This window comes from Anaeromassilibacillus sp. An172 (assembly GCF_002160515.1).
GTDB lineage: Bacteria > Bacillota > Clostridia > Oscillospirales > Acutalibacteraceae > Limousia > Limousia pullorum.
The window spans coordinates 87,149-108,556 of sequence record NZ_NFKS01000006.1; the positions used below are offsets into that span (position 1 = coordinate 87,149).

23 protein-coding genes, 1 tRNA gene and 1 riboswitch are annotated in these 21,408 nt (G+C 40.5%); of the genes, 12 read left to right on the forward strand and 12 right to left on the reverse strand.

Annotated features, from left to right (window positions below):
- Positions 1 to 208: 208 nt before the first annotated feature.
- The 5 genes from B5F08_RS04515 to coaBC all read right to left on the reverse strand — a co-directional run bounded on the left by B5F08_RS04515 (position 209) and on the right by coaBC (position 3,892).
- Positions 209 to 907, reverse strand: a complete 699-nt coding sequence (locus tag B5F08_RS04515) for a hypothetical protein (RefSeq protein ID WP_087376806.1) — start codon at positions 905 to 907, stop codon at positions 209 to 211.
- A 12-nt stretch (positions 908 to 919) separates the two neighbouring features.
- Positions 920 to 1,549 (reverse strand): zf-HC2 domain-containing protein, encoded by a 630-nt coding sequence (locus B5F08_RS04520; protein WP_087376808.1) that lies wholly within the window; start codon positions 1,547 to 1,549, stop codon positions 920 to 922.
- A 4-nt stretch (positions 1,550 to 1,553) separates the two neighbouring features.
- Positions 1,554 to 2,030, reverse strand: coding sequence for an RNA polymerase sigma factor (locus B5F08_RS04525; RefSeq protein ID WP_087376810.1), 477 nt, complete (start codon positions 2,028 to 2,030; stop codon positions 1,554 to 1,556).
- Between the two features lie 195 nt (positions 2,031 to 2,225).
- The gene (locus B5F08_RS04530; protein ID WP_087376812.1) at positions 2,226 to 2,684 is read right to left on the reverse strand and encodes a VOC family protein; all 459 of its coding nucleotides are present in this window, start codon (positions 2,682 to 2,684) and stop codon (positions 2,226 to 2,228) included.
- Positions 2,685 to 2,686: 2 nt separating this feature from the next.
- The gene (coaBC, locus tag B5F08_RS04535; protein ID WP_087376814.1) at positions 2,687 to 3,892 is read right to left on the reverse strand and encodes a bifunctional phosphopantothenoylcysteine decarboxylase/phosphopantothenate--cysteine ligase CoaBC; all 1,206 of its coding nucleotides are present in this window, start codon (positions 3,890 to 3,892) and stop codon (positions 2,687 to 2,689) included.
- Between the two features lie 259 nt (positions 3,893 to 4,151).
- On the opposite strand from coaBC, the gene B5F08_RS04540 reads away from it, so the two are divergent.
- The 4 genes from B5F08_RS04540 (at position 4,152) to ybaK (ending at position 7,656) form a co-directional block, all read left to right on the forward strand.
- Complete coding sequence (locus B5F08_RS04540; RefSeq protein ID WP_242968272.1) at positions 4,152 to 4,817, forward strand: ECF transporter S component; 666 nt, start codon at positions 4,152 to 4,154, stop codon at positions 4,815 to 4,817.
- A gap of 20 nt (positions 4,818 to 4,837) precedes the next feature.
- Complete coding sequence (locus B5F08_RS04545; RefSeq protein ID WP_087376816.1) at positions 4,838 to 5,608, forward strand: type III pantothenate kinase; 771 nt, start codon at positions 4,838 to 4,840, stop codon at positions 5,606 to 5,608.
- Positions 5,609 to 5,726: 118 nt separating this feature from the next.
- Entirely contained in the window at positions 5,727 to 7,169 is a 1,443-nt protein-coding gene (locus tag B5F08_RS04550) for a sodium:solute symporter family protein (protein WP_087376818.1), read from the forward strand.
- Positions 7,170 to 7,182: 13 nt separating this feature from the next.
- A complete protein-coding gene (ybaK, locus tag B5F08_RS04555; protein WP_087376820.1) occupies positions 7,183 to 7,656 on the forward strand; it encodes a Cys-tRNA(Pro) deacylase in 474 nt (157 codons plus the stop codon).
- Positions 7,657 to 7,720: 64 nt separating this feature from the next.
- Here the strand turns inward: ybaK and B5F08_RS04560 are convergent, their stop codons facing one another.
- The 7 genes from B5F08_RS04560 to leuC form a co-directional block, all read right to left on the reverse strand.
- Positions 7,721 to 8,047, reverse strand: a complete 327-nt coding sequence (locus B5F08_RS04560; RefSeq protein ID WP_087376823.1) for a helix-turn-helix domain-containing protein — start codon at positions 8,045 to 8,047, stop codon at positions 7,721 to 7,723.
- 426 nt (positions 8,048 to 8,473) lie between these two features.
- A complete protein-coding gene (locus tag B5F08_RS04565) occupies positions 8,474 to 9,193 on the reverse strand; it encodes an HAD family hydrolase (protein ID WP_087376825.1) in 720 nt (239 codons plus the stop codon).
- Positions 9,194 to 9,233: 40 nt separating this feature from the next.
- On the reverse strand, positions 9,234 to 10,082 hold the full coding sequence (locus tag B5F08_RS13620) for a patatin-like phospholipase family protein (RefSeq protein WP_087376827.1): 849 nt from the start codon (positions 10,080 to 10,082) through the stop codon (positions 9,234 to 9,236).
- A 30-nt stretch (positions 10,083 to 10,112) separates the two neighbouring features.
- Complete coding sequence (locus B5F08_RS04575; RefSeq protein ID WP_087376829.1) at positions 10,113 to 10,856, reverse strand: copper homeostasis protein CutC; 744 nt, start codon at positions 10,854 to 10,856, stop codon at positions 10,113 to 10,115.
- A gap of 16 nt (positions 10,857 to 10,872) precedes the next feature.
- Positions 10,873 to 11,493, reverse strand: a complete 621-nt coding sequence (locus B5F08_RS04580) for a carbohydrate-binding family 9-like protein (protein WP_087376831.1) — start codon at positions 11,491 to 11,493, stop codon at positions 10,873 to 10,875.
- A 241-nt stretch (positions 11,494 to 11,734) separates the two neighbouring features.
- The gene (gene leuD, locus B5F08_RS04585; protein ID WP_087376833.1) at positions 11,735 to 12,217 is read right to left on the reverse strand and encodes a 3-isopropylmalate dehydratase small subunit; all 483 of its coding nucleotides are present in this window, start codon (positions 12,215 to 12,217) and stop codon (positions 11,735 to 11,737) included.
- Positions 12,218 to 12,234: 17 nt separating this feature from the next.
- Positions 12,235 to 13,500, reverse strand: coding sequence for a 3-isopropylmalate dehydratase large subunit (leuC, locus tag B5F08_RS04590; protein ID WP_087376835.1), 1,266 nt, complete (start codon positions 13,498 to 13,500; stop codon positions 12,235 to 12,237).
- Between the two features lie 254 nt (positions 13,501 to 13,754).
- On the opposite strand from leuC, the gene B5F08_RS04595 reads away from it, so the two are divergent.
- The 8 genes from B5F08_RS04595 to B5F08_RS04630 all read left to right on the forward strand — a co-directional run bounded on the left by B5F08_RS04595 (position 13,755) and on the right by B5F08_RS04630 (position 21,387).
- Positions 13,755 to 13,831: transfer RNA gene (locus B5F08_RS04595), tRNA-Pro, on the forward strand.
- Between the two features lie 347 nt (positions 13,832 to 14,178).
- A complete protein-coding gene (locus tag B5F08_RS04600; RefSeq protein ID WP_087376838.1) occupies positions 14,179 to 15,306 on the forward strand; it encodes a serine/threonine-protein kinase in 1,128 nt (375 codons plus the stop codon).
- A gap of 20 nt (positions 15,307 to 15,326) precedes the next feature.
- Positions 15,327 to 15,650, forward strand: coding sequence for a hypothetical protein (locus B5F08_RS04605; protein ID WP_087376840.1), 324 nt, complete (start codon positions 15,327 to 15,329; stop codon positions 15,648 to 15,650).
- 22 nt (positions 15,651 to 15,672) lie between these two features.
- The gene (locus B5F08_RS04610; protein WP_087376842.1) at positions 15,673 to 16,269 is read left to right on the forward strand and encodes a zinc-ribbon domain-containing protein; all 597 of its coding nucleotides are present in this window, start codon (positions 15,673 to 15,675) and stop codon (positions 16,267 to 16,269) included.
- Positions 16,270 to 16,286: 17 nt separating this feature from the next.
- On the forward strand, positions 16,287 to 16,973 hold the full coding sequence (locus B5F08_RS04615; protein WP_087376844.1) for a VWA domain-containing protein: 687 nt from the start codon (positions 16,287 to 16,289) through the stop codon (positions 16,971 to 16,973).
- 27 nt (positions 16,974 to 17,000) lie between these two features.
- On the forward strand, positions 17,001 to 17,975 hold the full coding sequence (locus B5F08_RS04620) for a PP2C family protein-serine/threonine phosphatase (RefSeq protein ID WP_087376846.1): 975 nt from the start codon (positions 17,001 to 17,003) through the stop codon (positions 17,973 to 17,975).
- 5 nt (positions 17,976 to 17,980) lie between these two features.
- Positions 17,981 to 18,940 (forward strand): protein kinase domain-containing protein, encoded by a 960-nt coding sequence (locus B5F08_RS04625; RefSeq protein WP_087376848.1) that lies wholly within the window; start codon positions 17,981 to 17,983, stop codon positions 18,938 to 18,940.
- Positions 18,941 to 19,004: 64 nt separating this feature from the next.
- A riboswitch (cobalamin riboswitch) is annotated at positions 19,005 to 19,197 on the forward strand.
- A gap of 144 nt (positions 19,198 to 19,341) precedes the next feature.
- Complete coding sequence (locus B5F08_RS04630) at positions 19,342 to 21,387, forward strand: prenyltransferase/squalene oxidase repeat-containing protein (protein WP_087376850.1); 2,046 nt, start codon at positions 19,342 to 19,344, stop codon at positions 21,385 to 21,387.
- The last annotated feature ends 21 nt before the right edge of the window (positions 21,388 to 21,408 follow it).

Sequence of the window (21,408 nt, forward strand, 5' to 3'; positions counted from 1 at the left end):
TTGTTCAGCGACTTGGAGTGGCTCGCTCTAATTTGGGTTTTTGTTTCAGCCTTGCAAGGGTTTAGTTTGGAAATAAACTTCGTTATAAGGTGGGCGAGACGTTTTGTTCAGAGACTTAGAGTGGTTCGCCTACATTTAAGTTTTTTTAAATTTTAATACATAAAAATTATGACCGTGGTTCACAGGTATACCGAACCACGGTCTATTTTTATATCTTATATTCTTTACCCGATATCACAACACAGTTATCATCTTTCCAATAAATTACGAGGTTTTCGTGGGTTCCGTAATCTCCTGCGTATATTCTGTTAGGTCTCTTTTGGAACTTAAATGGAAAAATTCTGATTTCGCTGTTGTTTTGACTGATTTCTACATATGTACTTCCGCCCAGTGCGCCCTCGTCACGGCTTATGACAACTGCGGAGTATTCCTCATTGGGAGATGGTATAGTTTTTACCGGTGTTTCAACAGCAATGCCGGAGAAAAGAGAAACAATCATCAGCGCCCAAAGATAAAGAATAAATAAACCTGCGCATATTCCAACGTCTGTAAATCTTACTGCAATACTGGGAATAAATTTGAAAAGTAAAATCACAGAACAAATTATATTTGCAATTATAGAAATTAAAACAAAGGGTTCACCGTTAAATGGAATATAGAAAAATAAATTTACTACAGCCAAAATGGGAAGAGAAAAAGATATCACTTTTTCAAATTTATTTGCACTATATATTTTTTTCACGCAAATAATAACAGTGAAAAATAAAGATATCAAAGAGGTAAAAAGGGAGAGAAACAATGGGTTAAAAACCACATCATAACCTAAAAATCCGGCTGTAAGCACAGTTACAGGCAATAACAGATACAAAAAAGTCAAAATACATGTAATTGAAGAAAGCTTTTTCATATATGCACCGCCTCAATCTTTGCCCAGCATTTCGGCGTATCTAAGTGAAAAAATTTTAGATACAGTGCAGAAAACAGCGGCAGTAACAATTCCGCATCCAAGAAATTGAATTGTTTTTAATAACATATCAAAGCCGGAAAACCCGGTTTCTGAAATAAAATAAAGGGAGGGAACATTGTAATAAAATATTCCGCAGATAAAGAAGAAAAAAGTTATTGCGGCGTTTACAATAAAGGAGCATACGGAAAAGATTTTTTTGTTTTTGTAAATCCTTATAAAAAACCAGTTTGCCAATGAAAGAAGAAAACCCGTAGCCGGAATTATAAGTGTAAATGCCCAAAAGCCGTTTTCTGTACCTAAAGGAGTTTTTGCCTCAAACGTCACGCCAACAGCCATAACAATAAAAGAAATAAAAAGAAGAACGGACTGCAAAACCGAGGCTTTTCTCTCGTTTATTTTACTGAGTTTTTTTATCTCAAAAGACTCATTTTTTTCTTTTAGATTTTCGCTGTTCATCATGTCAAAAATACTTTTGCAGTTTTTACATTCTTTTAAATGCTTCTCCACCTCATTGGCGGATTCCTCTGAACAACAGCGGTCTATGTATAAGGGGATTAAATCTTTTATAATTTCACAATTCATAACGCTACCTCATTTTTTCTGTCAGTTTTTGTTTTGCACGGTAAAATGTGACCCTTGCCCAGCTTTCGCTTTTTCCAAAAATCTTGCTTATGTCTTTTAGAGAAACCTGTCCCAGGACTTTCAGCATAAAAACTTCCTTGTAAGGATCTTCAAGCTCATGCAGACATTCAAAAGCTTTTTCGGATAATTCTTTTTCAATAAAAAGCTCTTCAAGTTGCAAAGAGTCCGCAACGCCGCCAGCTTCGTCTATAGAATTAAATCTTTTATGCTCGTTGTACCAGGAAAAATATGTATTTTTCGCAATCTGACAAAGCCAAACAGAAATTTTGCTTTCATTTCTCACATTGGAAAAATTCATATAAGCACGAAAAAAGGTTTCCTGTGTAAGCTCCTCGGCTAAAGATTGATTATGACACAGCTTTAAAAGATATTTATAAATAAAGCCTTTGTTTTCCCTGAAAACACTTTCAAAATCAGCCACATTTTCACCGCCTTTCTGACTATATGATAATTAAAAATTTAAAACGTTACAAAAACAGCCGGCAAATTTTTTATTTCTTTGCCGGCTTTGTGCTTCACAAATTAAATTTAATTTCCTTGATTTCCGAATACAAGTTCTTCGAGAGTAATACTTAAAGTCTTGCAAGGATTATGAAATTTTATTGTATAGACAGATTCATCTTGCAAGTATTTTTACAGCTTTAATTGGGATATCCATTCTTTGTGCAACTTCTTCCTGTGTCATCCCTGTATCAAGAAATCTTTTGCATACGATTTTCATGTTTTCGCCAACCTCTATTATATGATGGTCGGGATCATAAAATCTTACTACCCTTTGTCCCCATGGGTGTTCTTTTACTTTATGGACATACTCTATGTTATCTATTTCATCAAGCTTTTTGATAAAATCGTCGAAGTTGTCCTCTTCAAAATAAATTTCGCTGTCATTGCTTTGATATGATATATCTTTTTCAATAAAACTTTTCCAGCTTTCCTCAGTTTGCAGAGCAAGCCCTCCGGTCAGCACTGCATTTGCCCCAAAGTCGGAAACGGTTCTTAATCCTAAAACTTCCTTATAAAAAGCTTTTGATTTTTCAATATCTTTTACCGCAATAAGAGGATTTTTAAATTTCATTTTTATCCCTCGCTTTTCATCCCCATAATAACATCCAAAATTCTATTTGCTACTTGGTCTTTGGTCATTAGGGGGAGTTCTTCTATATTGTTTTCGGAAATGAGGGTCACTACATTTGTGTTTCCGCCGAAGCCGGCGCCCTCTACCTTTAAATTATTGGCGGCTATTAAATCTAAGTTTTTCTTTACAAGCTTTTTCCTTGAGTTTTCCACAAGGTCTTTTGTTTCCATTGAGAAGCCGCAGAGGAACTGTCCCGGTCTTTTATGCTCGCCCAGCCATTTTAAGATATCCTTTGTTCTTTCCAAAGGAAGTGAAAGGTCGTCATCGTTTTGGGATTTTTTAATTTTATCATCAGCCACATTTGCAGGTCTGTAGTCCGCAACTGCCGCCGCTTTTATTATTATATCCTGTTTCTTGGAAAGGCTTGTTACGGCGTTGAACATTTCCTCGGCTGAAACAATCTTTACTGTGTCCACATATGCAGGCTCTTTCAGATTTACAGGACCTGAAACTAAAGTGACGTTGGCGCCTCTTGCAGAAGCCGCCTTTGCTATGGCGTAGCCCATTGTGCCGGTGGAATGGTTTGTCATGTATCTTACAGGGTCGAGGGCTTCCTGTGTAGGACCTGCGGTTACAAGGAGATTTATTCCGTTCATGTCCTTATCACAGGAGATTGCATGGAGAATACTTTCCAGCAAGTCCTCCGGTTCCGGCATTTTTCCTGCCCCAACAGCTCCGCAGGCAAGTCTGCCGCTGGCAGGCTCTATAACTTCCCAGCCGTATTTTTCAAGGATTTTCATATTGTCCTGAGTTACCGGGTTTAAATACATTTTTGTGTTCATTGCCGGAGCTACAATTTTCGGACAGTCGCAGGCAAGGACTGTTGTTGTAAGCATATCGTCGGCTATTCCGTGGGCAAGCTTTGCCATTACGTTGGCGGTTGCCGGGGCAATCATAACAAGGTCAGCCATATCTGCCAAAGCTATATGCTCCACCTGAAAGGAATGGTTTCTGTCAAAGGTGTCGGTGACGGTTCTGTTTCCTGTGAGGTGTTCAAAGGTCAGAGGTGAAATAAATTCAGTGGCGTTTTTTGTCATGATTACGTGGACGTTGCAGTGCTGTTTTACAAGGGCAGAAGCCAAAGCCGCCGCCTTGTAGCAGGCGATGCCTCCGGTAACTCCTAAAAGCACAGATTTATTTTTAAGCATAAGGAAAACCTCTTTTCGCAGATTGTGTAAATTAACTTTATTTTGTTTCAGTATAACAAATAAAATGATAAAAGTAAATCAAAAGGAATAAAATGACATTATTTCCTTGCAATAACTATTTTAATTGAGTATAATTATTATGCTCGGAAGAAAACCCGGTCGCTGTACCTTTACGGACGGCAGACAAAAGGCGGAATTTTGGGCATACATAAATTTAAGCTGTATCTTCAAAGGAAGAACGGCATTGGAGGTTTTTTAAATGAGTAGTAATGTAAAAACAGCTTCTCCTATGGCAAGGAGAGCCGCTATCCGTGACATGGTGTTGCTTGCACTTTTTGTGGCAATACTTTTGCTTATGACCTTTACGCCTATAGGTCTTATTGACCTTCCGATTATAAAGGCAACAATTCTTCATGTTCCGGTAATTATCGGCGCAATTCTTATGGGACCGAAAAAGGGTGCATTTTTGGGCGCAGTTTTCGGTATTGCAAGCCTTATAAAGAATACAATGATTCCAAGCGCCTTGTCTTTCGCTTTTTCTCCCTTTATTCCTGTACCGGGAACAGACAGCGGAAGCGTATGGGCGGTTGTAATCTCAATTATCCCCAGAATGCTTATCGGCCCTGCCGCATGGCTTATTTACAAGGGAATTGAAAAAATTACAAGCTCTAAAATAGGTTTCAGAGCAGTGGGAGCAGTAATAGCAGGAGCTTTCGGAGCGATAGTTAATACAGCTTTGGTTATGGGACTTATTTATTTTGTGTTTAAGGATGCCTATGCCGCTATGAACGGAATTCCTGTAGACGCAGTTTTGGCTGCAATTCTGGGAATAGTTGCCGCAAACGGAATCCCTGAGGCAATCGCCGCCGCAGTGCTTGTTCCGATTATCGTGCTTCCTTTGCAGAAGTTTTTAAAACAATACTAAAACCGGAGGAGTAGATTTTTATGATGCTGGCTCTTGATGTGGGCAATACAAATACGGTTGTGGGTGGATTTGTTGACGGAGCTTTAAAATTCAGCCTTAGAATGACCAGCGACCGCAATAAAACAGTGGACGAATATGTTTTCCAGCTCAGAGGCCTTTTAGAGGAAAAGGGCGTTGATTTCAACAAGGTTGAGGGAGGAATAATCTCCAGCGTTGTTCCGGAGCTTCGCTATTCTTTGAGCAAATCCATGGAGATACTCACAGGAAAAAAATTCCTTGTGGTGACAAATAAAATGGATTTGGGAATGGAGATAAAAATGGATATTCCAGCCCAGGTTGGCGCAGACCTTTTGGTTGCCGCAGTTGCCGCCCTTGACATGTGCAAACCGCCACTTGTTATTTTTGACATGGGAACAGCCACCACAATGTCTGTTATCGACAAGGACGGAAGCTATACCGGAGGAGTTATTATTCCCGGACTTAGACTTTCCATGGACGCTTTGTCAGGCAGAGCCGCACAGCTTCCTTTTATAAACCTTGAAGAACCGCCGGAAAGACTTATCGGTAAAAATACAATCGACTGCATGAAAGCGGGAGCTATCTACAGCAACGCCGCCATGATAGACGGGCTTATCGACAGAGCGGAAGAGGAAATGGGAGAAAAGGTGACTGCCGTTGCCACAGGAGGACTTATGGGAATAGTTCTTCCTTTCTGCAAGCATAAAATCTACTACGATGAAAATCTTCTCCTTATGGGACTTTTAAAGCTTTACGAGAAAAATAAACACTGAAAATAAAAAGGGACAGCGCAGAATGGTTTGTGCTGTCCCTTTATGGTTTAGACTGTAGCGGTTTTTATTTATATGTGATATAATAAAAATACATTATCTTTTGAAAGGATATGATATAGTGACAAATCTGCAAATCATGTCCCTTATCGGTCTTATACTGTATTTTGGTCTTTTGCTTTTTGCGGTTACAAAGGAAAAGAAAAATACAAATGTTTTAGACTACTTTTTTGCAGGAAGAAGCCTGCCATTTTGGGCGTTGTCCATAACCTTTATCGCTTCATGGTGGGGAGCAGGTTCGGCTATTTCCACCGCTGACCTTGCTTATGAGGACGGATTGGGTGCGTTTTGGTATTACGGTGTGCCTGTGCTTATTTCCACGTTTCTTATGATTATCGGGGCAAAAGCCATAAGGCGTGTGGGATATCTCACCCAAGGTCAGATGATGGAGGCGAGGTATTCAAAAGCCACGGCAAAAATGCTTTCCGTGATGATACTCATATTTATGACATTTAATGCCGCCTCCCAGATGGTGGGAATAGGAAATTTTTTCGGCACATATATGGGGATGAACTACGAAGCGGCGGTTTTAACCGGAACTCTAATAGTTTTGATATATTCCATGTTCGGAGGATTTCGAGGGGTTGTTCTCACTGATATTATTCAGTTTGTTCTGCTTTTAGCATCGGCGGTTTGTGTTTTCGTTGTTGCCATGATGAACAGCGGAGGGTTTTCTCAGATTGCCCAAGCGGCAGAGGAAGCAGGAAAAAGCGATTATATGAGTATGGGCGCAGGAGCTTCAAAGTATCTGGGATACGTTATAACCTTTGGCTGTGCATGGATGATACAGGCCAATGTGTGGCAGAGAATTTCAGCCGCAAGAAGCGACAGGGACGCAAGAAAAATGACGGTTATGAGCTTTTTTGCCTATATTCCCCTTTATTTGATAGTGGTTTTCACAGGAATGGCAGGGCTTGTAATATTTGATAAAATGCCCGAAGGTGGAATTGTCACCTCTTTGGTAACAGGCTATATGCCGCCTGTGTTGGGTGCATTGGCGTTTGTGGGAATTTCTGCGGCTATAATGTCAACCATGGATTCCCTGATAAATACGGGAGCAATGACACTTTCCATGGACTTGCTTCCGGAAAACCGCAGTGAAAGCCAAAAGCTGAATTTTTCACGCATTGCCACATTGTTGGTGACGGCGGTGGCTTTTGTGATTTCTATTTCAGTGCGTTCTATTTTAGAGGTGTCCTGGATAGCCTCGGACGTAATAACAACCGGAGTTTTCATACCTCTTGTTTTTGGTTTCTTTTGGAAAAGGGGAAACTCAAAGGGAGCTTTGGCTTCAATGGCGGTGGGACTTTTGTTTTCGCTTTACAACCTGATGATATTTTTCGGGGTGGATCTGCCTGCTTTTTGGGAAATGCAGTCCGCTTTGCAGGTATTAGTGGGAACAGGAATTTCCGCCTGTGTTTATGTTATCGTAAGTCTTGCCACAAAGCCTGAAAAAGAAAAGGCTGACAAATTTATTGAAAGAGCAGGACTATTAAAAAAATAAAAAGGTGATAAGAATGGATTACAAAACTAATGTTATGCGCTTGCTGGACAAGCAAAAAATTCCTTATAATCATTACTGCTACGCCGATACCGACGCTTTGAGCGGTGAGGAAGTGGCAAAGGTGTTGGGACAAAACCCTGATATGGTTTTCAAAACCTTGGTTACAGTGGGAAAGTCCGGCAAAAACTATGTTTTTATGATACCGGTATGCAGAGAGCTTGACCTGAAAAAGGCGGCTGTTGCAGTTAAGGAAAAGTCAATAGAGATGATAAAGTCAAAGGAGCTTCTGCCCCTTACAGGATATATCCACGGAGGATGTTCTCCGATAGGAATGAAAAAGCGTTTTGTAACGGTGACAGATAAAAGCGCCGAGAATTTCCCCTCAATAATTTTCAGCGCCGGCAAAATAGGCTATCAGGTGGAACTGACAATAGAAAACCTGAAAAAAGCCGTAAATCCACAATTTCAAGATGTGTGCGTACAATAAAAAAGTTCATAAAACAAAAACAGGAAATCGCAGTATTAACCACGGTTTCCTGTTTTTTAATGATTTATTTTTGAGAATATTTTATGAGTGTTTCTATAACAAGATATATTCTTTCTCTGTCCTCCTGTGAAAGCTTTTTCATGTCTTCACTGAACAGGGAGTTTTTAACAACATACCCTTGTTTTAATACATCCGCAAGAACCATATCTGCTGAAATTTCCAGCGCATTAAGAATGGAAATAAAGGTTTCTAAAGATGGGATTTTCTCGCCACGTTCAACCATACCGATATAATTTGCACTCAAATCTGTTTTTTCTGCCAAATCTTCCTGACGAAGTTTCTTTTCAATGCGATATTTTTTAATATTTCTACCGATTGTTTCCAGTTCCATTAAATCATCTCCGTCAGATAAGATAAATTTTTTTAATTATATCATGAATGGACTTTAATTTCTACTTGAAATATTGTTAAGATGAACTGAATATTAAAAAATCTGCCTCTATAATGATAGTTCTATAAAAGAAAACCGCCATGGCTAAAAATAACCATGGCGGTAAAATTATAATATTTAAATAAAACCTAACTGAGAGCGAGCAACTCCAAGTCGCTTGACAAAACATCTCGCCCGACCTGTGATAAGGTTAATTTTAAGATAAAACCCATGCAGGTCGGATAAAAAATAAAAGTCTCGCCCGATTGGAGGTATAAAACTAACATAGTTGAGAGCGAGCCATTCTAAGTCACTCAACAAAACGTCTCGCCCGACAGAAAACGGGAGCTAATTTCAAGATTATCCTATCCCTGTCGGAAATAAAAATCATTGGTTGACGTTGGGCATGTGGTTTATGTGTTTGAGGAATTCCTCCATTGTGCCATGCATGTATTGGGTGTAGTCCACGTTTTCCTCGTTTTCAAGAAAATCTGTTACAATGTAGACTTTCATGCCAACCTCTTTGGCGGTGACGTCTTCAATTACGTTGTTGCCAAGCATCATGCACTCACGGGGGAATATTCCAACCTTTTCTGCAATCTCACGGAAATATTCAGGGTTTGGCTTGCAGTATGAGCTTTCGTCATAGCTTGTTATGTAGTCGAAATCTGTGACTTTAAGTCCTGCCCATTTGAGCCTTGTTCTTATTGCCTCTATTGGAAAAAGGGGATTTGTGGCAAGAATTACACGGTATCCCTTTCCTTTAAGCTTGTTGATAACCTTTACCTGTATGTCGCTTTCCTCCACAATCTTTTTTATGGAGTCAAATTCGTTTTGATAGTACTCCTTGAAAACAGGTATAAGGTCACGGGCGTCCTCTCCCATAATTTCTGTAAAGCTGTTCCAGAAACGCTGTTCGTTGGTCATTTCTCCGTTGTTTTTCACCATGGCACGGGAAGCGTCCCAAACAGCTTTTAAAAGCGTATCCTTGTCATAGCCCAATGGGACAAACTTTTCTGCAAGGGACCGGAAATACTCTTTCATAAATTCATCCTGTTTCATTCTGAGAAGAGTTCCATCCAAATCACATAATACGTTCTTTACCATACAATTTTCCTCTTTCTAATCCTTAAAATGTCATTAATCATCACTTTGCGAGGTACTTCATAAGTGCCTCATAGCTTTTTTGCGCCTGTTGATAGCCTTTATGGTATGCACCCATAAGCTTGTCACGGTTCTTTTCCATCCTGCCTATATTCAGGTTTCCTGCAGGACGTATTACAAAAATATTGCCCAGAGCTTCCTGCTGTTCGATATAGTCAAGTGTTTCGTTGTAAACAATATATCTGTTTTTAATGCTGTCGCTGAGCTTCGGGTATTTCCTGTATTTCAGCTTTGAATAACCGGTAAATTTTGACGGGGATTTTCTGTAGGTTTTGTCACGGGTCAAAATAAGCACGTTTTTAGTGCATCCCATTTTTTCGCTGAACTTTATGGGTATTGAATCAGCAAGACCTCCGTCAAGATATTTTCTTCCGCCGATTTCTACCATTCTTGAAACAAAGGGCAGGGAAGCGGAAGCTCTGATTGCGTCAACGTCTTTAATAAGGTCGTTGATTTTGTAGTATTTCGCTTCGCCGGTTTCGCAGTCGGTTATAACTGAATAAAACTCGGTTGGATTTTTCTTAAAGGTTTCGTTGTCTATTGGGTAGATTTCCAATGGAACTTCTCTGTAGATAAAATCCGCTCCGAAAATATCTCCGGTTCTTATAAGACTGCTGACAGAACAATAATCCTTGTGGTCGAGAAAATCCACAGCGGTGGATAATGCTCTGCCTCTTTGCTTTGCCAGATAACTGCATGCATGGCAGGAGCCGGCGGAAACCGCCGAGCACATATCAAAATTTATATCTTTATCAAGAAAAAAGTCCAATACTCCGGCGGTGAAAACACCTCTCATTCCACCGCCTTCAAGAACAAGTCCTGTTTTGCTCATATTTCATATGCCTTCTTATCAAAAATTATATTAAAGAGCCTTTAAAAGCTCTGACGCCGCCTTTACCTTTTCAACTGAGGTTTCAAAGATTTCAAATTCGCTGACTCCGGCGGCTCCCATGCTGACGCCTTCTTTTCTGTAGGTCATTCTGCTTTCAAGGGTTACTTTGCCGGACATGTGATAGCTGGTGGCTTTTGTTATGTCGTAAAGAGGTTTTATAACCTCAGCGCTTACGCCGCTTCCAATAAGGATATCCACGTTTTCACTTTTTGAAACTAAATCCTTTAAAAGCTCGGCGCCCTCCATGGCGGAATTTTTCTGACCTGAAGTGAGAATTGTGTTTACGCCCATCTCCTTTGCTTGTTCCAAAGTTTTGTAAGGGTCTTTGGCAACGTCAAAAGCACGGTGCAGGGTAACATCAATTCCCTTGGTTTCCTCCATGAGGTATTTCATTTTTTCCATATCAAGAGTTCCGTCCGGCTTCAAAACGCCGATAACCACGCCGTTTGCGCCTCTTTCACGGAACATTTTTATCTCGTTTTTGATTATTTCAATTTCATAATCATCGTAGCAAAAATCGCCGAAACGAGGTCTTAAAAGCACGTTTACTTTGATAGAACAGTTTTTCATAACCTCATCAAAAAGACAAAGGGAAGGGGAAAGACCTCCGATTACCAGTGCGGAACAAAGTTCAATTCTGTTTGCGCCGCCTTTTTCGGCATTTATTGCGGATTGAACGCTGTCTGCGCAGCACTCCAAAACGTAGTTGTTCATAAATTACCTCTCAGAATTATTCAACAATAATTGCCTTTGCAAAATATACCGGAACGTGGAAATTAGGTGTTTCTGTGCCGATTGGCGCAAAGCTTCCGTAATGCTCGATTTCCGGAGTTTCTGAAATCTTGTAGAAATTGCAGTAGAACTGAGAACCTACATCAAGCTTGCCTGCGTTGCAGGTTTCCTCAAGGAAGTTTATTGGGAACAAAACTGTAGCAGTCCAGCTTTTTTCATCCTTTGTTACTGTACAGCCGCACTCTTTGCAGAGTTCTTCGGAAATGAAAGTTCTGCCTTTTCTGCCTTTGCCGTATTTTGCGTACATTTTTGCGTTTGAGTTAAATTCAAAGTTTATATACATAACATCGTTGGAAAGCTCTTCTCCCTCTTCTGTGAAAGCCAAGAAAATTTCCATTGTGCTGTCGTCGCATACTCTGTCTCTGTCCTGAGTTTTGAGTGCAAGTGGATTTTCCTCAAAGCAGGTCATTTTTGCAAAAATTCCTTCGCCCGGGATAAAGCCCATTTTACCTACAACCTTTGGTGTGTAGACATTTCTCCACTTGTAGTTTGTGATTTCAAATTCGTTGCACAAATCGATATCAGCTTTGCTCTGAATTTTTTTAATTTTGTATTCCATAGTAAATCCTCCATGCGCAAAATTCACATACTGTTTTTTCTCTTTTGATTTGATAATTATAAACATATAATTAAATTTATTGTACCATAAATAGAAAAAAATTCAACAGCAATTTTTGGATTTTACCCTTGAAATTAGGTTATTATTTACATTTTAAGTTTATTAGATGAAATGAATGGTTTTAAGCTGTTATAAAATTAACTCCCCACGGACATAATGCCGTGAGGAGTTATGTGTTGATTTATTCTGTTATTGATTTTATAAGTCCGCCCTTGCGGATAATGTTCTGAATAAACTCCGGGAATGGCTCTGCCTGATACTTTTTGTTCTTTGTTTCGTTTACAATAACGCCTGTATCATAATCAACGCTTACCATATCGCCGTCTTCAATGTCCTTTGCAGCTTCGTCGCACTCAAGAATCGGAAGTCCGATGTTTATTGAGTTTCTGTAGAAAATACGTGCAAAGGTTGAAGCGATAACGCAGGAAATTCCGCTGGCCTTTATGGCGATTGGTGCGTGCTCTCTTGAGCTTCCGCAGCCAAAGTTCTTATCGGCAACAATTATGTCGCCCTGTTGAACCTTGTTTACAAAATCCTTGTCGATATCCTCCATGCAGTGAGCGGCAAGCTCTTTATGAGATGCTGTGTTCAGATAACGTGCAGGGATAATAACGTCTGTGTCCACGTTGTCGCCGTATTTATGTACTCTGCCTCTTGCGTTCATGTTATTTTTCCTCCTTATTACAGCTTTTCGGGGTCGATGATGTAGCCTGCAACTGCGCTGGCGGCAGCTACAGCAGGACTTGCAAGGTAAACCTCACTGTCCACGTGACCCATTCTGCCTACGAAATTTCTGTTTGTGGTGGAAACAGCTTTCTCGCCTGCGGCAAGAATTCCCATGTGTCCGCCAAGACAAGGTCCGCAGGTTGGAGTTGAAACAACAGCTCCTGCTTCTATAAATATGTCAAAAAGTCCCTCGTGCATAGCCTGAAGCCAGATTTTCTGTGTGCCAGGGAAAATTATGCAGCGAACGCCCTTGGCAATCTTTCTTCCTTTGAGTATCTCTGCGGCGGCTCTCAGGTCGCTTATTCTTCCGTTGGTGCATGAACCGATTACAGCCTGGTCGATTTTAACCTCTTTTTCGCCGATTTCATCAACTGTCTTTGTGTTCTCAGGAAGATGAGGAAATGCAACTGTCGGTCTGATTGTGCTTAAATCAATCACATAGGTTTCGTCGTAAACTGCATCCTCGTCTGCTGTATATTCAACAGGTGTGCCCTGGAATCTTCCGTTGCAGTATTCTCTTGTAACATCGTCAACAGGGAAAATACCGTTCTTAGCGCCGGCTTCAATAGCCATGTTTGCAATGCAAAGTCTGTCGTCTATGTTAAGGTACTTGATACCCTCGCCGCAGAATTCCATTGACTTATACAAAGCTCCGTCAACGCCTATCATTCCGATAATGTGAAGGATTACATCTTTGCCGCTTACATAACCCTGTGGTTTACCTACAAGCTCAAACTTAATAGCTGAGGGAACCTTGAACCATGCCTTTCCGCTTATCATGCCTGCCGCCATATCTGTTGAACCTACGCCTGTTGAGAATGCTCCCAATGCGCCGTAGGTGCAGGTGTGTGAGTCGGCTCCTATGCACAGACTTCCGGGTCCTACAAGACCCATTTCCGGAAGAAGTGCATGTTCAATGCCCATTTGACCTACATCAAGGAAATTTTTAATATCGTATTTGTCTGCAAACTTTCTTACCTGAAGGCACTGAGTAGCAGCCTTGATATCTTTGTTAGGTGTAAAGTGATCCATAATCATGGCAATCTTTGTGTTGTCGAAAACAGAAGTTGCGTTGTTTTCTTCAAAAACATTAATTGCAACAGGTGAGGTAACGTCGTTACCGAGAACCATGTCCAGCTTTGCCTCGATAAGCTGTCCCGCTTTAACAGAATCAAGACCGGCATGTGCCGCCAGAATTTTCTGAGACATTGTCATTCCCATTTTTTTCAGCTCCTTAAAAGTGTCTTCTTGTTTAGTGAAGAATAAAAATGCATATTATGTATATTTATTCATTGTCTAAGCATGGAATTATTCTATCACACATTGGATAAAATGGCAATATGAAATTTTAAGAGAAATATAATGTTTTTATTGCTGAATATAAGTTATAAATATTCATAGGCTGAGGGAGAGAAGCGGATAAAAAAATACTTGATTTTAATAAATCTATGTGATATAATAACTCCTACAGTTATCCGGGTGTAGCGCAGTTTGGTAGCGCGCTTGAATGGGGTTCAAGAGGCCGCAGGTTCGACTCCTGTCACTCGGACCAATATAAAATAAAAGAACGATGTCCAACGGACATCGTTCTTTTATTTTATCCAGTAGAAGGAATAGAAGCCAGCCGTAAAAATTATGATTATTGTTAAGTGAAAACACTGTCCGATGTAAATAAAACATCTGTCTAAATAAACAAAAAATCTATTGACAAAACATAATAATTTGCTTAGAATAAATATGTATTTGTGAAAAATTGTCTAATTTTTTTGCTTAAAAAGAAATTAAAGGAAATAAAAACGATTTTATAAATGAAATTTTACGCAATTTTTAAATTTGAGCAGGATTTTATATTTCTAATGCTCTTTAAAATTATGTTTTATGTGAATTTGAGGGGTTTTCATGGGTTGGAAAAGGGAACTTTGGCCTGAATGGGAAATTGAAAGCGTTATAGGCTCCGGTGCATACGGGGATGTATATAAAATAAGAAGACAGGATATAGGCGGTGTGTATTATGCGGCTTTAAAGGTTATATCCATTCCCAGAGATGAGGATGAGATAAACCAGCTTCGCAACGCAAATATGAGCGACGAACAGATTGCCCGGTATTACCGCAGATTTGTAAACGACTTGTCCAGGGAATTTTCTGTTATGGAAAAATTAAAGGGCAATACAAATATTGTTTCCTATGAGGACCACAAAATAATTGAGCATAAGGTGGGATTCGGCTGGGACGTTTTAATAAGAATGGAGCTTTTAATGCCTCTGCCTGCTTATCTTCAGCACCATGAGTTCGGGGAAGCTGAAACCATAAAGCTGGGAATTGACATCTGCAACGCCCTTAAAATATGCCAGTGCGAAAACATAATCCACAGGGACATAAAGCCGGGAAATATTTTTGTAACCAGCCACGGAGATTTTAAGCTTGGAGATTTCAGCGTTGCCCTTACCAACCATAACACAACAGGCGGTTCTCCGAAAGGCACTTATACCTTTATGGCGCCTGAGGTTTACTACGGAAAAAAATACGACAATACAATAGATATATATTCTCTGGGACTTATTCTTTATAAAATGCTGAACAGGGGAAGGCTTCCCTTTTTGCCTTTGCCTCCACAGACAATTACCCACGAAATGGTTGAGCAGGCAAACTATAAAAGACTGTGCGGAGCGGTTCTCCCAAGACCTGTTGACGCTTCAATAGGAATGTCAAATATTATAATGAAAGCCTGCGCCTATTATCCCAATAAAAGATACAGGAATGCAGGGGAGTTTCTCAGTGCTCTGGAGTTTTGCAGACACGCCCAAGGGCCGATGAGCGTATCAAGACAGGTTTCACAGTGTGTGAAAAATATTGTGGAAACACTTTGCTATACGGAAAACGAAGCTGTTAAGCCAAACGAAGTTAACAGAGGTTATTTTCGTGAAAATTCTGTTATAGAGGACAGTGAGAAAACAGAAAGAAAGGAAAACAATGGGCCTGCAAAAAAGACAATGAAGGATTTCTTTGTTAAAGGCGGCGATTTGTAATTGTATAAAGGAGATTTGAAATGCCAGGTTTTATAGGATTTATCGTCTTTGTGGTTATCCTTGCGATAATTATATCCAAGGTTAAAAAAAGTGGAAAAAAGAAAAAGTATAACGCAGAATCAGCAAAAAAACCGGCAGCGTCTTTTTATACTGATAAGAAACCTGCCATGGATAGTTCTCCTGAGCCTTTTCATGCTTCCCAAAAAGAAGAGGAAAACCACAAGGTTACCAGAATTATGATGTATGAAGCGGATAAAATCGGCGGAAGCTGGACTTGCGAATACTGTGAAAGTGAAAACAGCAATTCTTTTGAAAAATGCAGTGTATGCAATCATCACAGATGATTTTAAATAACGGAGGTAAAACATGTTTTGTTCTAAATGCGGAGTTAAATTGCCTGAGAAAGCAAATAAATGTCCCAACTGCGGCGAACCGGTTACAGGAAATGAGTACTGCGGAGGCTTTTGGGGACTGGTAAACGGAAATAAACCACAGGTACCAAAGCCAACAGAAAGAATCAACACAGAAAGCAGAAATATTCAGGCTTCAAAAAAGGACAATAAACCGTCCGAAAGGGAAGTCAGAATGATGAATAACTATAAGAAAAACACAAGAAATCTTCTTATAGTTTCAGCGGCGCTGGCGGCTGTTGTTATAATAGAATTTATAGTGATTGTTACATTTATTTTGAGTTCGGGAAATGACGGCAATATTGAAATGACAGACAATGCAAATATTGTTGCAACCGAAGTTGACAACGGAAATGAAGAAAATTTCCAGCAGGAAATAACACAAGATACAACAGCGGAAGAGGTTACCACAGAAGAATATACAGAGGAAACCACCGAGGAAGAGACTAACGGCATGTTTCAGAATGACAAAAAGGACGAAATGGACTTTATGAACGAAACAGAGCCTGAAAGCGGAAATACAGAAGAACTTTTTACAGACAGTGATTTTTAATTAAGGGGGATATTATTATGGGAAGCAATTACCGTGTTACATATGGCGTTGACCTTGTTTTCTGCATAGACGCCACAATGAGTATGAATCATATTTTGGGAATAGTAAAAGACAATGCTCTGAACTTTTACAGAGATTTTAAAAAGACAATGGACGAAAAACACAAGACTGTTATACAGCTGAGAGTTAGAATTGTGGCTTTCCGTGACTACTATTACGACAGGGAAAAAGCAATGATGGTTACAGACTTTTTCAATCTTCCGGAACAGTCCGACGATTTCCAGGCATGTGTACGCTGTATTGAGGCTGAGGGCGGCGGAGACGACCCTGAGGACGGTTTGGAGGCTTTGGCATATGCCATGAAATCAAAATGGAGCACTCCGGGAAAGAAAAACCGCCATGTAATAGTTGTTTGGTCCGACGAGGGAACACACGATTTGGGATTCGGAAAATCTGCGCCAAACTATCCAAACGGAATGGCTAAGGATTTCAACGAGCTTACCGAGTGGTGGGGAAGCTCATACTGCCCGGGAATTATGGACGAGTCAGCAAAAAGACTTTTGCTCTTTACTCCGGACAAACCAAGCTGGAATAAAATTAAGGACAACTGGAACAACGTAATCCACTACGAGTCCGAGGCAGGAACAGGACTTAAAGACAGCGATTATTCAATGATATTAAACGCAATCTGCAATTCTATTTAAGTCTGCGGAAATTAAAGGTATACAATTATGAACGGAAAATTTTCAGAACTGTTAAGCCTTGGATTTTTGATATCTCAGGAGATGGTCAAAAACCACGGCGAGGATAACTATTATTGTAAATACAGCGAGGACTCGGCGGTAATCTGCGTCCTTGACGGCTGCGGAGGACTTGGCTCGAGAACCTATGAGGGCTGCGGCGGTCAAACCGGAGCGTATCTCGCCTCAAGAACAGTCAGCGGAGCTATACACGACTGGTACCAGGACATGGGCAGAACAAAATGGAAAGACGAACGTGAATTTATGGAGTCGCTGATTACATATATTCAGAAAGCCTATTCAGTGGTTGGAGATTACGCTAAGAGCAGCATAAAAATCTCCGGTTCCATGGTAAGGGATTTGCCCACCACAATAGCTTTGGCGTATGCCTGGATGAAGGATAATGAGCTTGTGTTGCATGTGGTTTGGGCGGGAGATTCAAGAATATATCTCATGGACGAGGACGGAATGTGCCAGCTTACAAGGGACGATGTAAAAAGTCAGGACGCCTTGTCAAACCTTTACGACGACGGAGCTTTGACAAATGTTTTGTCCTCAGACGGAAACTACAAGCTTCACCATAAGGTTATATCAATTAAAAAGCCATGTGTGATAATAGGCGCTACAGACGGATGCTTTGGTTATCTTCCGTCGCCTATGAACTTTGAATACGAGGTTTTAAGAAATCTCACAGACGCAAAAAATATCTACGGTTTCAGAGACGGATTAAAATCCTTTTTCAAAGAGGTTGCAGGGGATGACTTTACCTTTGCCTGCATGGGTTTTGGCTATGAAAAATTCAGCGAGCTAAAGGGAAGCTTTGAAAAACGCAGAAACTTTGTGGAAAAAGAATATATCAGCAAAATTGAGTCAGACCCTGACAATGATGAGCTTATTGAAAAGCTTTGGCAGGAGTACAGAAAGCTTTACGAGCGTTATTTGTCAAAGAATACCGAGGGGCGGTAATATAGATGAACACTTTAAATGAATATAAGCTTTTAACGCCTTTGCAGAATAAAAACGCAGGCTTTTCCAGATGGGCATATGCCGCCCGTTTCGGCGAGGAATATTTTATAAAGGAATTTATGAACCCGGTTTATCCCGATGAGGAGAGCTTGTCGGAGACTTTGAGAAACAGCAAAATTAAAAGCTGTGAGTATTTTGAAGCGAAAAAACTCAATCTCTACAAAAGAATTAACGATGTGTCCGACGGAAACCTTGTAAGGGTGTTTGAATTTTTCCGCTGTGATTCCCACTACTATATAGCTATGCCGAAAATCCAAAGCGAAAAAATTACCTTTGCAGAAATCGCAAAGCTTCCTTTGGAGGACAGAGTTCTTTTGTGCAGAACAGCGGCGAGAAGTATTTTTGCCATGCACTCTGCAAAGATTGTCCATTCCGATATAAAGGATACAAATGTTTTGATTCACAGGACAAAAAAGGGAAAGCTTGTGGCGAAGATTGTTGACTACGATTGCAGCTTTTTTGAATATGACCCTCCTAAAAATGAAAACGATTTGGGAGGCGACCAGATTTATCTTTCGCCGGAAGCCTGTCTGTTTTTCTGCGGCGATGAAACAAAGCTCACCTGCAAAATGGATATATTTTCTCTGGGACTGCTTTTTCATCAGTATCTTACCGGTGAACTGCCTGCTTTTAACCATGATGAGTACGACTATGCCCATGAGGCGGTTCTCGAGGGTGAAAAGCTGAAAATCAGAAAGGATATTCCCGACAGACTTAGAAACATGCTTCAGTATATGCTGAAAGTAAATCCCGATGAACGAATTGATATACAGAGCGTGTTTAACATTTTGGGAACATATCTGCCAAACAGTGATTTTTCCCCGTTTACTCCGCCTGTGAACAACAATCCCGTGGGACAGAAAAAAGCGCCGGAAAGCTTTTTCCACCAGGCGGGAAATCTTTAATAATAAATTTGAATATTACATATTATTGCCACAGCTTGACCCCTGTGGCATTTTATGTTATTATCTCTATGACAGAAGCAATGGAATTTTGTGGATGTACCACAGGAAGCCGGGTGAGAGTCCCGCACAGGAACGCTGCTGTATTTGCGGAGTTTTTCTTTATGATTAGGTTCGGTCACTGAAAATTTTATTTTTGGGAAGGCAAAGAAAAACGATGATGCATAAGTCAGAATACATTCCATGCTTTATGAACAAAACTCTTCGTGCTCAGGGGTGTGTTTGCATAACAGACGGAATTTTATGTCCGTCTTTTTGCAGTGTCAATGCATATCGTATTCCCGACGCCGAGTATCGGCGTTTTTTTGTTCTCTGTTAAAAATTTAGAAAAGGAGTAAGAGAAAATGAAGAAAGTTTTTGCCGCTTTTCTTGCGGTGATGCTCTTGGCTCAGACACTGTTTATAAGCGTGTCCGCCGAAGAGAACAATGCTGACGTTACGGTTGATAAAGCTATTTCCGAAACAGTTCAGTATATTATGAACAACTCAAAAAGCGACTGGGAGGTTTTGGCTCTTCTCAGAAGTAATCAGACTATTGAGGACACTGCATTTGCAGAAGAATACTACACAGGTATTCAGAATAAGCTGAAAGAAACAGACTCACCTATTCTCAGCGGAAGTGAAACCCAGCTTACAGACAACTCAAAGGCAATTCTTACACTCAGCGCAATGGGAATAAACTGCACAGATATTTCCGGCTACAATATTGTTGAACCTCTTTCAAATATCGAAAATATAAAGATTCAGGGTATCAACAGCGCAGTTTATGCTCTTATGGCTTTGGATGCGGGCGGATATACAACCTCCGACAGCGAAACAAGAACAAAGCTTATTGAATATATCCTTTCAGACCAGATGGAAAACGGCGCATGGGCATTTTCAAAAATCTGGAGCCCAAACGGCGACGTGGATATTACCGCAATGGCTGTTCAGTCACTTGCCCCTTATGTGTCAGTAAATGACAGCGTAAAGACAGCGGTTGAAAAGGCTGTAAACTACCTTTCACAGCAGCAGCTTGAAAACGGAGGATATACCTCTTACGGCAACGAGAACTGCGAAACAGTAGCTCAGGTTATAATCGCTCTCACAGCTTTGGGAAAAGACCCTGCTTCTGAGGAGGCTTTTGTAAAAGTAAACGGCGGTCTTGTTGACAACATGCTTTCATTCTATAAGGATGGAGGCGGATTTTCCCACACAAAGGACGGAGCCGTAAACGGTATGGCTACAGTACAGGCTATGCTTGCACTTGACTCATTAAAGCTTTACGAAAACGGCAGAACCCTCTATGATATGGTTCCTGAAATGTTTACAGTAACCGCAGTTACCACAACAGGTTACCTTCTCAAGGATACAACTCTTGAGTACGGCTCAGAGTGGATTGTTTTTGCATTGGCAAGACTTGACCGGCAGATTGCACAGTCAGGAGTTTTTGACAGCTATGTAGAGAGCGTAAAGGCTGAAATTGCAAAGACAGGCCCTGTTCTCGACACTGACAGCGGATATCTCACAGATAATGCGAGAACAATAATCGCCCTTACATCCTTGGGTATCGACTGCACAAATATTGACGGCGTGAATATTGTAGAGCCTCTTTCAAATATGGATATAATCAAGGAACAGGGCGTTAACAGCGCAATTTATTCCTTGCTGGCTCTCAACACAGCCAACTATACAACCTCAGACGAAGACCTTAATAACAAGCTTGTAAATTATATTCTTGACGAAAGACTTGAAAACGGAACATGGGCATATTCCGTTATTTGGTCACCTAACGGAGATATCGACCTTACAGCTATGGCTGTGCAGGCTTTGGCTCCGTATTATAACAGAAACCTGGAAGTTAAAGCTGCTGTTGACACAGCTATGAAGTTCCTCAAGGAACAGCAAAGCGAGTTTGGATATTATGTTTCTTTCGGAAACACCAGCAGCTCCAGTACAGCTCAGGTTATCTGCGCTTTGCAGGAAATGGGAAGAGACAGCTTCACCGACAGCGAGTTTACAGTAAATAACGTATCTTTGGTTGAAGCTCTTTTGGCTTTCTCTTCCAATGAAGGCGGATTCTCAAATATTTTGGGAAAAGACCCTGATAAGTTCTCAACAACCCAGGCAATGTATGCTATAACAAGCGTTGCAAGAACACTTACAGGAAAAACATCACTTTACGATATGACAGATGTTTTGGATAAGAGCCAGAGCACAGCTATCGGAGATGTTGACGGAAACGGCGTAACAGATATTCAGGACGTTACTATGGTACAGAAATATCTTGCAAATCTTGAAGAGCTTTCAGAAGACGCACTGAAAACCGCAGATGTTGACGGAAACAGCGTTGTAGATATAAAGGACGTAACTGCAATTCAGAAATATATCGCAGGAAATAAAGCTGCTTAAACAGAAAGATAGATGATGAGG

Coding starts and splice junctions, on each gene's coding strand:
- B5F08_RS04515 (WP_087376806.1), bottom strand. CDS start 907: ATGAAAAAGCTTTCTTCAATTACATGTATTTTGACTTTTTTGTATCTG.
- B5F08_RS04520 (WP_087376808.1), bottom strand. CDS start 1,549: ATGAATTGTGAAATTATAAAAGATTTAATCCCCTTATACATAGACCGC.
- B5F08_RS04530 (WP_087376812.1), bottom strand. CDS start 2,684: ATGAAATTTAAAAATCCTCTTATTGCGGTAAAAGATATTGAAAAATCA.
- coaBC (WP_087376814.1), bottom strand. CDS start 3,892: ATGCTTAAAAATAAATCTGTGCTTTTAGGAGTTACCGGAGGCATCGCC.
- B5F08_RS04540 (WP_242968272.1), top strand. CDS start 4,152: ATGAGTAGTAATGTAAAAACAGCTTCTCCTATGGCAAGGAGAGCCGCT.
- B5F08_RS04545 (WP_087376816.1), top strand. CDS start 4,838: ATGATGCTGGCTCTTGATGTGGGCAATACAAATACGGTTGTGGGTGGA.
- ybaK (WP_087376820.1), top strand. CDS start 7,183: ATGGATTACAAAACTAATGTTATGCGCTTGCTGGACAAGCAAAAAATT.
- B5F08_RS04560 (WP_087376823.1), bottom strand. CDS start 8,047: ATGGAACTGGAAACAATCGGTAGAAATATTAAAAAATATCGCATTGAA.
- B5F08_RS04565 (WP_087376825.1), bottom strand. CDS start 9,193: ATGGTAAAGAACGTATTATGTGATTTGGATGGAACTCTTCTCAGAATG.
- B5F08_RS13620 (WP_087376827.1), bottom strand. CDS start 10,082: ATGAGCAAAACAGGACTTGTTCTTGAAGGCGGTGGAATGAGAGGTGTT.
- B5F08_RS04575 (WP_087376829.1), bottom strand. CDS start 10,856: ATGAACAACTACGTTTTGGAGTGCTGCGCAGACAGCGTTCAATCCGCA.
- B5F08_RS04580 (WP_087376831.1), bottom strand. CDS start 11,493: ATGGAATACAAAATTAAAAAAATTCAGAGCAAAGCTGATATCGATTTG.
- leuD (WP_087376833.1), bottom strand. CDS start 12,217: ATGAACGCAAGAGGCAGAGTACATAAATACGGCGACAACGTGGACACA.
- leuC (WP_087376835.1), bottom strand. CDS start 13,500: ATGGGAATGACAATGTCTCAGAAAATTCTGGCGGCACATGCCGGTCTT.
- B5F08_RS04600 (WP_087376838.1), top strand. CDS start 14,179: ATGGGTTGGAAAAGGGAACTTTGGCCTGAATGGGAAATTGAAAGCGTT.
- B5F08_RS04605 (WP_087376840.1), top strand. CDS start 15,327: ATGCCAGGTTTTATAGGATTTATCGTCTTTGTGGTTATCCTTGCGATA.
- B5F08_RS04610 (WP_087376842.1), top strand. CDS start 15,673: ATGTTTTGTTCTAAATGCGGAGTTAAATTGCCTGAGAAAGCAAATAAA.
- B5F08_RS04615 (WP_087376844.1), top strand. CDS start 16,287: ATGGGAAGCAATTACCGTGTTACATATGGCGTTGACCTTGTTTTCTGC.
- B5F08_RS04620 (WP_087376846.1), top strand. CDS start 17,001: ATGAACGGAAAATTTTCAGAACTGTTAAGCCTTGGATTTTTGATATCT.
- B5F08_RS04625 (WP_087376848.1), top strand. CDS start 17,981: ATGAACACTTTAAATGAATATAAGCTTTTAACGCCTTTGCAGAATAAA.
- B5F08_RS04630 (WP_087376850.1), top strand. CDS start 19,342: ATGAAGAAAGTTTTTGCCGCTTTTCTTGCGGTGATGCTCTTGGCTCAG.